Source organism: Pseudomonas sp. TH34 (assembly GCF_016650865.1).
In the GTDB taxonomy this organism is placed as follows: domain Bacteria; phylum Pseudomonadota; class Gammaproteobacteria; order Pseudomonadales; family Pseudomonadaceae; genus Aquipseudomonas; species Aquipseudomonas yamanorum.
Map to the genome: position 1 here is coordinate 175,148 of NZ_JAEKFB010000001.1, position 11,342 is coordinate 186,489.

Consider the following 11,342-nt stretch of genomic DNA (forward strand, 5'->3'; position numbering starts at 1 on the left):
AAGATTTGCCCTGCCCTGCCGCATGGGATTATTGAGGAGCTCGCATGACCAAACAAAACGCCTTTACTCGGGAAGACCTGCTGCGCTGCAGTCGCGGTGAGCTGTTCGGCCCAGGTAACGCGCAACTGCCCGCCCCGAACATGCTGATGGTGGATCGCATCACCCATATCAGCGAAGAGGGTGGCAAGTACGGCAAAGGTGAATTGGTCGCCGAGCTGGATATCACCCCTGACCTGTGGTTTTTCGCCTGCCATTTCGAAGGCGATCCGGTGATGCCGGGCTGCCTGGGCCTCGACGCCATGTGGCAGCTGGTCGGTTTCTACCTGGGCTGGCAAGGCTTGCCGGGCCGCGGTCGCGCCCTGGGTTCGGGCGAGGTGAAGTTCTTTGGCCAGGTCTTGCCGACCGCCAAGAAAGTCACCTACAACATTCAAATCAAGCGCGTCCTCAAGGGCAAGCTGAACCTGGCCATTGCCGATGGTTCGGTGACTGTCGACGGTCGCGAGATTTATACTGCCGAAGGCCTTCGGGTCGGCGTATTCACTTCCACTGACAACTTTTAAGGGTTATCCGCATGCGCCGCGTCGTTATCACTGGTCTGGGCATTGTTTCGTGCCTGGGCAATGACAAAGAGACCGTCTCCGCTAACCTGCGTGCAAGTCGCCCTGGCATCCGCTTCAACCCGGAATATGCCGAAATGGGTCTGCGTAGCCAGGTTTCCGGCTCCATCGACCTGCCCCTCGAAGAACTGATCGATCGCAAGATCTATCGCTTCGTCGGCCACGCAGCTGCTTACGCCTACCTGGCCATGAAGGACGCGATCACCGATTCCGGCCTGAGCGAAGACCAGGTGTCCAACGTGCGCACCGGCCTCATCGCCGGTTCCGGTGGCGCGTCAACCTTGAACCAGATGGAAGCGCTGGACATCCTGCGCGAGAAAGGCGTCAAGCGTGTTGGCCCGTACCGCGTCACGCGGACCATGGGCAGCACCGTTTCCGCCTGCCTGGCCACGCCGTTCAAGATCAAGGGCGTGAACTACTCGATCTCCTCCGCTTGCGCCACCAGTGCTCACTGCATCGGTACCGCTGTAGAGCAGATCCAGTTGGGCAAGCAGGACATCGTGTTTGCCGGTGGCGGTGAAGAAGAACATTGGAGCCAGTCGTTCCTGTTCGACGCCATGGGCGCCCTGTCGACCCAGTACAACGAAACCCCGGAAAAAGCTTCCCGCGCCTATGACAAGAACCGTGATGGTTTCGTCATTGCCGGCGGTGGCGGCATGGTGGTGGTCGAGGAGCTGGAACACGCCCTGGCCCGTGGCGCGAAGATCTACGCGGAAATTGTTGGCTACGGCGCGACGTCCGACGGCTACGACATGGTTGCGCCAAGCGGCGAAGGCGCCATCCGCTGCATGCAGATGGCCATGTCCACCGTTGATACCCCGATCGACTACCTGAACACCCACGGTACTTCGACTCCGGTCGGCGACTCCAAGGAAATGGAAGGCGTGCGTGCGGTATTCGGCGACAAGGCTCCGGCAATCAGCTCTACCAAGAGCCTGTCGGGTCACTCCCTGGGCGCCGCGGGCGTTCACGAAGCGATCTACTGCCTGCTGATGATGGAAGGCAACTTCATGGCAGGTTCTGCCAACATCGAGGAACTGGATCCGGACGTGGCTGACATGCCGATTCTGACCAAGACTCGTGAAGATGCGACCATCAACACTGTGATGAGCAACAGCTTTGGCTTTGGTGGCACTAACGCTACCTTGGTGCTGAAGCGCTGGCAGGGTAAGTAAGTCCCCGCGGCTTGATCGCCTGAAAACGCCCCGACTGGTTCGGGGCGTTTTTTTTTGCCTCGGTTGTTGGGTGTATATCCATTATTTGGGTGATGGCTGCCTATGGTTCCGCTCTTACAGCGGCTCACTTTTGAAAAGCGCAAAAGTAAGCAAAACGATCTTGCCCCACCACTCGGCACCTCGCCTAGGCTCGGTGTGCTCACTCCGGCTTTGGACCGTGGGCCGCCGCGATGGGCCATCCTTGGCCCAGCGCGGCTAACCCGGCGTCCTGCCGGGTTACCCACGCTCCAAAGCCTGCGTTCGGCCAGCGTGGTTTAACGGGGCGCCTAAGATCAAAATCAAGATCAAAAGCAAGAGCACAGCGGCCTACCGGCCGGCTTGAGTGTTGAAGAGCAAAATCAAAAGCCAAAGCGGGCACGGTCCAAATGTGGGAGCTGGCTTGCCTGCGATGGCATCGCCTCGGTGTATCTGAAAGACCGAGGTGTCTGCATCGCAGGCAAGCCAGCTCCCACAGAAAAGCAGAGCTGCATCAGTTTCAGATTTGGCTTACGCTCTGAATCTTGCCTTTGCTTTCAACACTCAAGCCGGCCGGTAGGCCGCTGTGCTCTTGCTTTTGATCTTGATCTGACTGCCCCAATAAGCCCGAGGCCGAACGCAGGCAGTGCGGAGCGGGTAAACCGGCAGGACGCCGGTTTAGCCGCGCTGGGCCAAGGATGGCCCATCGCGGCGGCCCGCGGAGCAGTGCCGGAGTGAGGGAACACCGAGCCTAGGCGAGGTGCCGACAGGCGGGGCAGAGCCCTTTGCTTACTTTGGGCTGGGCCGGCATTCCGGCTTTTCCAAAGTGAGCCGCTGTAAGAGCGGAACCCTAAGTGGCCGTAACCTAAATAACGGATATACACCCCACTCTCCAAAAAACACGGGCCTAAACCGAAAACCTAGCCACCATCGTATTGAGATCCACCGCCAACCGCGACAACTCCTGGCTCGCCGCACTGGTCTGATTCGCCCCCGCCGAAGTCTGCTGCGCCAAATCGCGAATATTCATCAAATTGCGATCCACCTCCCGCGCCACCGCCGCCTGCTCTTCCGAGGCACTGGCAATCACCAGGTTACGCTCGTTGATCAGCGTAAAAGCCGAAGCAATCTCCTCCAGCGCCGTCCCAGCCGACTTGGCGATATCCAGCGTCGACCGCGCCCGAGTATTGCTCTGCTGCATAGAGCTCACCGCCTGATCAGTCCCCTGCTGAATCCCACTGATCATCTGCTCGATTTCCTGCGTCGACTGCTGGGTCCGATGAGCAAGCGCCCGCACCTCATCCGCCACCACTGCAAATCCACGCCCGGCATCCCCGGCCCGCGCGGCTTCAATGGCAGCATTCAACGCAAGCAAATTGGTCTGCTCGGCAATCGAGCGAATCACATCCAGCACCTTGCTGATGCCATACACCTTCTGCGCCAGGTCCTCCACCTGCGTCGCATTGGCCGTCACGTCATCCGCCAGGGACTCAATCGACAACACCGTCTGATGCACCTGCTCGCGACCATGCTGGGCAATACGGTCCGACTCACGGGACGCCTGTGAAGTGGCCACCGCATTGCTCGCCACCTCCTCCACCGCCGCCGTCATCTGGTTCACCGCCGTGGCCGCCTGCTCAATTTCCTGACTCTGCTGATGCAGCCCACGGGTGGCATCTTCCGTCACACAGCTGAGCTCTTCGGAAGCCGACGCCAATTGGCTGGACGAATCAGAAATACGCCGAATAGTTTCCCGCAGGCTCTCCTGCATGCTTTTCAGCGCCTGCTGCAAACGCGCCGGTTCATCCTTGCCGCTGACGGTAATCACACCGGTGAGGTCGCCGCTGGCCACGCCCTGGGCGACTTTCAGCGACTGGGATAACGGCAGCACGATGCTGCGGGTCAGCAGCAACGCCAGGCCAATGGTGATCAGTGCCGTCACGGCAATCATGCCCACCACCCAACTGCGCGATTGGGTGAACACACTTTGGGCCAGGCTCGCCGCCTGATTGGCGCTGACCTTGTTCAGTGTCACCAGCTCACGCAGGGTGCCGGCCAATTCATCAGCCAACTGGTTCATCTCGCCGTTGACCACCTTGATCGCGTCTTCCAGCTGGTTGGCCTGGGAAAACGCCATCACTTGCTCTTGGCGTTGCAGGTAGCGCGCTTCCTCGGCTTTAAAGCGATCGAACAGCACCCGCTCTTCGGGCAGCACAATCAAGCCTTCATAGAGCGACTGGGCCTTATGCAGACCGTTTTTCAGTTCGGTGATTTTCTGTTCATTCTGCGTGATCGCCTGCGGGTCGCGGTTAAGCAGCAGACGCAACGTCAAGGCCCGCACCCGCAGCAGATCCTGATTCATCTCGCCGACCGCCATCACGCTGGGCAGCCAGTTGTTTTCCACCTGATCCGACTGTTGACGCATATTGCCCATCTGCAACAAGGCGAACCCGCCCAGGGCAAATACCATCAGCGCCAGCAAACCAAAACCCAGGCCGGCGCGAGGGGCGATATTCAGACTTCTGATATTCATGCTCGGATCCTTCCAAATGCGCTGCATCCACCTGCAGCGGGCTCTTGAAAGGTATCGGCGAAGAACGGAGTTTGCGTAAGACGAAAACGCGATATCAAAACGCCTTATGATCGCCCTGCCCCGGCTGTAGCGATTCAGCTAAGCCCATCACCTGGGCTTGGGCAGAATCGCCAGGAAATTGTCCCGCGCGACCTTTCTGGCCACGTCCTCAGGCAGCGTATCAAGGAACGGGTCAAAGCTGCGCATTTCCTTACCGAGCTTGTTGAAACGTCCTACCACGTCTGAGCCGAGCATGAAGCGGTCCGGGAAGCGCTCTACCAGCTCTAACCACTCAGGGCGTGGCTTTCCCGCCTCATCCAGCAAGTAAGGCGTGAGCACGCTCCAGGAGAGGTCGACGTACAGGTTCGGATAAGCCTCCAGCATGCGCGCCAGGGTCGGCAGCAAAAAATCCATCTGCGTCTGGTGCCGATGGATTTCCATGCTGCTGCCCGCGTGGGCCCAGATAAACCGGGTGTGCGGATGGTTGCGCAGAGGCTCTTCCATTTCCGCCAGGTACAACGGATTTTTCTCACGCTTGGAGGTGATGTTGGAATGCACCATCACCGGCAGATCATTCTCCGCCGCCAGGTGATAGATGCGGGTCATCGCCTCGTTGTTGGCCCTTGGGGTGTCGCCGGAGGTCAGCGCAGTCAGGTCGTCGTGACGGGTAAAGACTTCGCCGATGCCTTGCCACAGCCCTGGATTGAGGTCGAGCATGCGCTGGATGTGGGACGCGGCGTTTTTATCGTTGGGGTTGAAACCGCTGAGGAACGGGTGAAAGTGCTGGCGTTGTTCCGGGGCCAGCTTATTCACCGCATCGGCGACAAAGACGTCAGTGGCGCTGTACCAATACGCGTCGGCATCGTCGCCGGCGTAATAGCGCGGACGCTTGGGTTCGTCTTCATGCCATTTCTTGGCCACGGGAATGCCGGAAATCATCACATGCTCGATGCGATTATCGGCCATGGCCTTGAGCAACTTGTCCATGCCCGCCGACTCCTGGAAGAAGTCGACGTAGTGCAGGTGTGCATCGCTGTAGGCATAGTCGCGGGCCTGCACCGCAAGGCTCGCGGCGGACAGTAACAGGGCAATACTCAGGCGGGTCCGGCGCACAGGGGTCTCTCAAACAAGGGCTAATGAAGGTAGACCTCAGGCCTCATCCGTGGGTTCAGCGGTAAACAATGGGGAACACCAAGGTGCCAGCATGCTCTATAACTGCATGAGCTTCTTCCTGCCACCCTGTGAGGTTTGCCATGCCTGTTACCGTGAATACGCTGAACGCCGAAAACTTTCGTCACAGCGTCAACATCAATAACCATGAGCTGTTTACCGACCTGCCCAAGAGCCTGGGCGGCGACGATTCGGCGCCCTCTCCCCACGATTACTTCGATGCCGCGCTGGCGTCGTGCAAGGCGCTGACGGTCAAACTCTATGCGCAGAAAAAAGACATTCCGCTGACCGGCGTCACCGTGGAAGTCACCCACGACAGCACCGAAGAGCAAAAGGGCAAATACAAGCTCAGCGTCAAACTCACCCTCAAGGGCGTACTCACCGACGAGCAACGCGATGAACTGCACCGCGTGGCGGATCGCTGCCCGGTGCACAAGCTGATGACCACCGCCGAAGTCACCATCGAGACCAAGCTCTCGGAAGGCGCCTTCAGCCAGTAGCGGCAACCTCCCGTCGAGCGGGTTATGCTCATGCCATCTAACCCGCTCAGACTGGGATGCACCATGACCACAACGACCGTGATCCGCCCGCGCGCCGAAGATGTGGAAGGCCAACCGATCCTGCGCCCGCTGCCCTCCCGGCAATGCCGCAGCGTCGGGCCTTTCGTGTTTTTCGACCATATGCTGCAAACCCGTTATGCCCCGGGCACCGGCATGAATATTCGCCAGCACCCGCATATCGGCCTCTCCACCCTGACCTACCTGTTTGAAGGCGAACTCCTGCACAAGGACAGCCTCGGCTCCGACCAATTGGTCAAGGCCGGGGACGTCAGCTGGATGACCGCCGGCAGCGCCATTGCCCACGTTGAACGTAGCCCCGAGGCGTTGAAGGCCAGTGGTTTCAGCCTGCACGGGTTGCAAGTGTGGCTGGCCTCGCCCCGGGAACATGAGCAAGGGCCGGGGCACTACAGCCATCACCCCGCCGCCAGCTTGCCGGTAAGTGACAACCTCGGCGTGCAGATTCGCCTGATTGCCGGTAGCGGCTTTTGCCTCGAGTCACCCGTGCCGGTGTTGTCGCCCACCTTGTATGCCGAGGTGCGGATGCAGACGGCTACGACGCTGCTGATCCCGGATGAGCATGCAGAACGGGCGGTGTATGTGCTGGAGGGTGAGGCGCAGCTGGATGGCGAGGTGCTGGAGGTGCATAGCCTGGTGGTGTTGCCGGCAGGCGAAAGCATGGCGCTGTTTGCCGAGACCGATTGCCATCTGATGGTGTTCGGCGGCGCGGCGCTGGATGGGCCACGGCGGATTAACTGGAATTTTGTGGCGAGTGATCCTGCGTTGATCGAGCAGGCTCGGCAGCGTTGGGCGGCTGGGGATTGGCCGACAGTGCCGGGGGAAAGTGAGCGGATTGAGTTACCTGGAGGCAAGGCTTAAGCGCTTTATTGCTGGTGAAACAGCCTTCGCGAGCAAGCCCGCTCCCACATTTTGACCGTGTACACCCTGAAGGAACGCGGTCGAAAGGTGGGAGCGGGCTTGCTCGCGAAGGGGCCAGCTCAGGCAACCGAACTATCAGCCCTTGAACACTTCATCCAGCAAGTTATGCATCGACTGGAAGGCCCGTGCAGCGGTCTTCGCGTCATACATCATCTTGCCCGGCACATTGGCGTGCGGGTCGGTAAACGAGTGCACCGCACCGCCGTAGCTCAGCAATTGCCAATCAACACCGGCTGCGTTCATTTCATCTTCAAACGCCGGCAGTTGCTCTTTCGGCACCAACGGGTCGGAAGCACCGTGCAACACCAGCACGGAACCCTTGATGTTTTTCGCATCGGCCGGGTTCGGTGTGTCGAGGCTGCCATGGAACGAAACCGCCGCTTTCAACGGAGCACCGGTACGCGCCAGCTCCAGGGAGCAGCAACCACCGAAGCAGAAACCGAAGGTCGCCAGCTTCGAGGTATCCACCGCGGCTTCGGTCTGGGTTTTCAGGTGATCAAGTGCAACCTGCATGCGCTTGTTCAGCAGCACCCGATCATTCTTCAACGGCATCATCGCCGCGCCCGCTTCATCGCCATTCGAGGGGCGAACCGTTTGCCCATAAAGGTCGGCGAGCAGCACCACGTAGCCCTTGCTGGCCACGCTCTTGGCGATCTCTTCAGCGCCGGCACTGACACCCATCCAGTTCGGCGCCATCAACAACCCTGGCAGCGGGCCCTTATGACTGGCATCAAACGCCAGGCGGCTTTCATAAGGCTGGCCATCAATCTGATAGACCACGGAACGCACGGTGATTTGGCTCATCATTTACTCCAGGTGAAAGGCTCTAGAACGAAAAAACCCGCCGAAGCGGGTTTTTCTACAACGGTGTTAAACCGACAGTTCAACCAACAGCTTGTTCAGTCGGCGCACATAAGCGGCCGGGTCTTTCAGGCTGTCGCCGGCAGCCAGGGCTGCTTGGTCGAAGAGGATGTGCGACAGATCGCCAAACCGCTCTTCGCTCTGCTCGCCGTCGAGTTTCTCGATCAGCGGGTGAGCCGGGTTGAATTCGAAGATCGGCTTGGAGTCCGGAACCTTCTGGCCGCTGGCTTCCAGGATCTGACGCATCTGCATGCCCAGGTCCTGCTCGCCGATGGCCAGGATCGCCGGGGAATCGGTCAGACGGTGGGAAACCCGCACTTCGCTGACAGCATCGCCCAAGGCGGTCTTGATTCGCTCAACCAGGCCCTCTTTGGACTTGGCCACTTCTTCAGCGGCTTTCTTGTCTTCTTCGGAATCCAGGTTGCCCAGGTCCAGGTCGCCACGGGCGACGTCAACAAAGCTCTTGCCGTCGAAGTCGCTGAGGTAGCTCATCAGCCACTCGTCGATTCGGTCGGTCAGCAGCAGCACTTCGATGCCTTTCTTGCGGAAGACTTCCAGGTGCGGGCTGTTCTTGACCTGAGCGTAGGTTTCGCCGGTCAGGTAGTAGATCTTGTCCTGACCTTCCTTGGCGCGAGCCAGGTAGTCGGCCAGGGAAACGGTCTGCTCACCGTCGTCACCGTGGGTCGATGCGAAACGCAGCAGGCCGGCGATTTTTTCCTTGTTGGCGAAATCTTCTGCCGGGCCTTCTTTCATGACCTGGCCGAAGTTTTTCCAGAAGCCCTTGTATTGCTCAGGCTCGTTCTTCGCCAGCTTTTCCAGCATGTCGAGGACACGCTTGGTCAGCGCCGACTTCATGGAGTCGATGATCGGGTCTTTCTGCAGGATTTCCCGCGACACGTTCAGCGACAGGTCGTTGGAGTCGACCACGCCTTTGATAAAGCGCAGGTACAACGGCAGGAAGGATTCCGCCTGGTCCATCACGAACACGCGCTGCACGTACAGCTTCAGGCCTTTCGGCGCTTCACGCTGGTACAGGTCGAACGGAGCACGGGCCGGTACGTAGAGCAACGAGCTGTATTCCAGCTTGCCTTCGACCTTGTTGTGACTCCAGCTCAACGGGTTCTCGTAGTCATGGGCGATGTGCTTGTAGAACTCCTGGTATTCCTCGTCTTTGACTTCAGTACGAGGACGGGTCCACAGGGCGCTGGCACGGTTGACCACTTCCCATTCCTGGGCAGGCGCCTCTTCGCCTTCGACCGCCGCTTGTTCTTTCGGCAGTTCGATCGGCAAAGCGATGTGATCGGAGTACTTCTTGATGATGTTGCGCAGGCGCCAGCCATCGGCGAACTCGTCTTCACCGGACTTCAGGTGCAGGACGATACGGGTACCACGGTCAGCCTTGTCGACGGTGGCGATTTCAAATTCGCCCTCGCCTTTGGACGACCAGTGGACGCCTTCGCTGGCAGCAAGGCCGGCGCGGCGGCTGAATACTTCAACCTTGTCGGCAACGATGAAGGCCGAGTAGAAGCCCACGCCGAACTGGCCGATCAGGTGCGAATCTTTCTTCTGGTCGCCCGACAGGTTTTTCATGAAATCAGCGGTGCCGGATTTGGCGATGGTCCCCAGGTGGGTGATCGCATCGTCGCGGCTCATGCCGATACCGTTGTCTTCGAGGGTGACGGTTTTCGCGTCTTTGTCGAAGCTCACACGGATTTTCAGTTCCGCGCCGCCTTCCAGCAACTCAGGCTTGGACAGGGCTTCGAAACGTAATTTGTCGACAGCGTCAGAGGCGTTCGAGATCAATTCGCGAAGGAAAATTTCCTTGTTGGAATACAGCGAATGGATCATGAGGTGCAGCAGTTGCTTCACCTCGGTCTGGAAGCCCAGGGTTTCCTTTTGAGTTTCCACACTCATGGTCATCAAACTCCAATTGGATGGCAGTGGCCGCGCCCTTGAGGGTTGGCGGCGGGTTGTCATCAAAGTTGGGGGCTAAGACCAGGATTTCAAGGGCGGGCCGGTTCCTCAATCTTGAAATGTGCACGGGCGGTGGCAATCGGTTCGGCCGGGGTACTTTGCCATGCGGTAATCGCCACATTGGCTACTCGTCGGCCCTGGCGCCATACCTGGCATTTGGCGTAGGTGTCGCGAAACTGGCCGGCGCGCAGGTAATCCAGGGAAAAGTCGATGATTTTGGGGACGCCTGGTGCACCGGTGAATACCAGCAAATGCAACGCCGCGGACAGCTCCATAAAGCCGGCAATCACCCCACCGTGGATTGCCGGCAATATCGGGTTACCAATGTTGTCCTTGTTGGCCGGCATGCGGAACAGCAATTCATCCCCCAGCCGCGTGCATTCAATGCCGATCAGTTTGGCGTAGGGAATCAGGTTGAGCAGCGCCTCATAGTTGCCGCGCTCATGGGCCTGCTGCAGACGCGTCTTGAACTGATGCTTCATGGCTGTTCTCCCTTGATTGCATTGCCCAGGCCCTGGCTGCCCTTGAGGCGCTTGCCCATGCGCATGAAGGTGCCCACCACATGGGCAATCGGCTGCTGCGGGTCGTCCTGATAGGCGAAGCCGCGGGTGAAGATCACGTCGGTGGTCACCCGGTAGCACTGGGCAAAACCGAATACCGGCTTGTGGGGTTCGGCCGGGTGCATGTAGTCGACACGCAGGTCCAGGGTCGGGCAGACCTCGAACTCCGGCAACACACATAAGGTGGCCATGCCGCAGGCGGTGTCCATCAAGGACGTGAGCGCGCCGCCGTGGATCACGCCGGTCTGCGGATCACCGACGATATGCGGTCCATAGGGCAGCACCAGCGTCATGCCATCTTCACTGGCGGCATGGACCTGGATACCCAGCACCTGGCAGTGGCGCAACGCTGAAACAAAGCGCGTGGCACGGGATAAAAGAGGATTTTCGGTCATTCAGTCTGGACTCTTATTAGTGTTGACCCGCGGTGTAGACAGTGCGGGTGAAAGTTCCTTGGCGGCTGTGGTTTATATATCTGTGTAATAAAAGGAACTAATGCTGAACCCCTACGCTCGAAAGGCCAGAAGATATCTTCAATAAGGAGAAACACCCCATGCGCAAGACTTTAGCTATTTCCATGATGCTGGCCGCTGCCCTCGGTCTCGCTGCCTGCGACAAGAAATCCGAAGACAAAGCCCAAGATGCTGCTGCACATTCTGAGCAAGCTCAGAAAGACATGGCGAAGGCTCAGGATAAAGTGAATGACGCTGCGAAAGAAAACGCCGATGCTGCCAAAGCTCAGGCCGAATCGAACGAAGCCGCCGCAAAAGAAGCAGCACCTGCAACCGGTTCTTGAGTCTGACGACTTGAACACCGTGGCTTGAAAAGCCAGTGTTGCAAAGGTTGCAAAGAAAGCCCGCCAAGTGCGGGCTTTACTTTGTCTGCTGCTTTTATCGGCGCAG

Annotated in this window: 11 protein-coding genes and 1 pseudogene; 5 read left to right on the forward strand and 7 right to left on the reverse strand. The window is 58.9% G+C overall.

Annotated elements, in window-relative coordinates; translation table 11 throughout:
* Positions 1-44: 44 nt before the first annotated feature.
* Both fabA and fabB read left to right on the forward strand, forming a co-directional pair.
* A complete protein-coding gene (gene fabA, locus JFU58_RS00780; RefSeq protein WP_003210552.1) occupies positions 45-560 on the forward strand; it encodes a 3-hydroxyacyl-[acyl-carrier-protein] dehydratase FabA in 516 nt (171 codons plus the stop codon).
* Between the two features lie 11 nt (positions 561-571).
* Positions 572-1,792, forward strand: coding sequence for a beta-ketoacyl-ACP synthase I (gene fabB / locus JFU58_RS00785; RefSeq protein WP_017480195.1), 1,221 nt, complete (start codon positions 572-574; stop codon positions 1,790-1,792).
* 922 nt (positions 1,793-2,714) lie between these two features.
* Here the strand turns inward: fabB and JFU58_RS32500 are convergent.
* From JFU58_RS32500 to JFU58_RS00795, 3 genes and pseudogenes are all read right to left on the reverse strand, one after another.
* On the reverse strand, positions 2,715-3,578 hold the full coding sequence (locus tag JFU58_RS32500) for a methyl-accepting chemotaxis protein (RefSeq protein WP_404942412.1): 864 nt from the start codon (positions 3,576-3,578) through the stop codon (positions 2,715-2,717).
* Positions 3,570-4,367, reverse strand: a pseudogene (locus tag JFU58_RS32505) (MCP four helix bundle domain-containing protein); the annotation flags it as partial. The gene JFU58_RS32500 and the pseudogene JFU58_RS32505, both read right to left, overlap by 9 nt.
* Positions 4,368-4,487: 120 nt before the next feature.
* Positions 4,488-5,492 (reverse strand): amidohydrolase family protein, encoded by a 1,005-nt coding sequence (locus JFU58_RS00795; protein WP_201139698.1) that lies wholly within the window; start codon positions 5,490-5,492, stop codon positions 4,488-4,490.
* Positions 5,493-5,632: 140 nt separating this feature from the next.
* On the opposite strand from JFU58_RS00795, the gene JFU58_RS00800 reads away from it, so the two are divergent.
* Both JFU58_RS00800 and JFU58_RS00805 read left to right on the forward strand, forming a co-directional pair.
* Complete coding sequence (locus JFU58_RS00800) at positions 5,633-6,049, forward strand: OsmC family protein (RefSeq protein ID WP_017477540.1); 417 nt, start codon at positions 5,633-5,635, stop codon at positions 6,047-6,049.
* 63 nt (positions 6,050-6,112) lie between these two features.
* On the forward strand, positions 6,113-6,985 hold the full coding sequence (locus JFU58_RS00805) for a pirin family protein (RefSeq protein WP_093207593.1): 873 nt from the start codon (positions 6,113-6,115) through the stop codon (positions 6,983-6,985).
* 135 nt (positions 6,986-7,120) lie between these two features.
* Here the strand turns inward: JFU58_RS00805 and JFU58_RS00810 are convergent, their stop codons facing one another.
* From JFU58_RS00810 to JFU58_RS00825, 4 genes are all read right to left on the reverse strand, one after another.
* Positions 7,121-7,849 carry a dienelactone hydrolase family protein gene (locus tag JFU58_RS00810; protein WP_063028214.1) on the reverse strand — a complete coding sequence of 243 codons (729 nt, stop codon included), beginning with the start codon at positions 7,847-7,849 and terminating at the stop codon, positions 7,121-7,123.
* Between the two features lie 66 nt (positions 7,850-7,915).
* Positions 7,916-9,820, reverse strand: a complete 1,905-nt coding sequence (gene htpG / locus JFU58_RS00815; protein WP_063033923.1) for a molecular chaperone HtpG — start codon at positions 9,818-9,820, stop codon at positions 7,916-7,918.
* An 89-nt stretch (positions 9,821-9,909) separates the two neighbouring features.
* Complete coding sequence (locus tag JFU58_RS00820) at positions 9,910-10,362, reverse strand: PaaI family thioesterase (protein ID WP_063028212.1); 453 nt, start codon at positions 10,360-10,362, stop codon at positions 9,910-9,912.
* A complete protein-coding gene (locus JFU58_RS00825; protein ID WP_063028210.1) occupies positions 10,359-10,835 on the reverse strand; it encodes a PaaI family thioesterase in 477 nt (158 codons plus the stop codon). The genes JFU58_RS00820 and JFU58_RS00825 overlap by 4 nt, the downstream gene beginning before the upstream one ends.
* Before the next feature lie 158 nt (positions 10,836-10,993).
* Between JFU58_RS00825 and JFU58_RS00830 the strand changes: the two genes are divergently transcribed.
* The gene (locus tag JFU58_RS00830; RefSeq protein ID WP_017477534.1) at positions 10,994-11,236 is read left to right on the forward strand and encodes a hypothetical protein; all 243 of its coding nucleotides are present in this window, start codon (positions 10,994-10,996) and stop codon (positions 11,234-11,236) included.
* Positions 11,237-11,342: the final 106 nt, after the last annotated feature.

Excerpts from the sequence above, each read along its gene's own strand:
- fabA (WP_003210552.1), top strand. The coding sequence starts at position 45 with ATGACCAAACAAAACGCCTTTACTCGGGAAGACCTGCTGCGCTGCAGT.
- fabB (WP_017480195.1), top strand. The coding sequence starts at position 572 with ATGCGCCGCGTCGTTATCACTGGTCTGGGCATTGTTTCGTGCCTGGGC.
- JFU58_RS32500 (WP_404942412.1), bottom strand. The coding sequence starts at position 3,578 with ATGCAGGAGAGCCTGCGGGAAACTATTCGGCGTATTTCTGATTCGTCC.
- JFU58_RS00800 (WP_017477540.1), top strand. The coding sequence starts at position 5,633 with ATGCCTGTTACCGTGAATACGCTGAACGCCGAAAACTTTCGTCACAGC.
- JFU58_RS00805 (WP_093207593.1), top strand. The coding sequence starts at position 6,113 with ATGACCACAACGACCGTGATCCGCCCGCGCGCCGAAGATGTGGAAGGC.
- JFU58_RS00810 (WP_063028214.1), bottom strand. The coding sequence starts at position 7,849 with ATGAGCCAAATCACCGTGCGTTCCGTGGTCTATCAGATTGATGGCCAG.
- htpG (WP_063033923.1), bottom strand. The coding sequence starts at position 9,820 with ATGAGTGTGGAAACTCAAAAGGAAACCCTGGGCTTCCAGACCGAGGTG.
- JFU58_RS00820 (WP_063028212.1), bottom strand. The coding sequence starts at position 10,362 with ATGAAGCATCAGTTCAAGACGCGTCTGCAGCAGGCCCATGAGCGCGGC.
- JFU58_RS00825 (WP_063028210.1), bottom strand. The coding sequence starts at position 10,835 with ATGACCGAAAATCCTCTTTTATCCCGTGCCACGCGCTTTGTTTCAGCG.
- JFU58_RS00830 (WP_017477534.1), top strand. The coding sequence starts at position 10,994 with ATGCGCAAGACTTTAGCTATTTCCATGATGCTGGCCGCTGCCCTCGGT.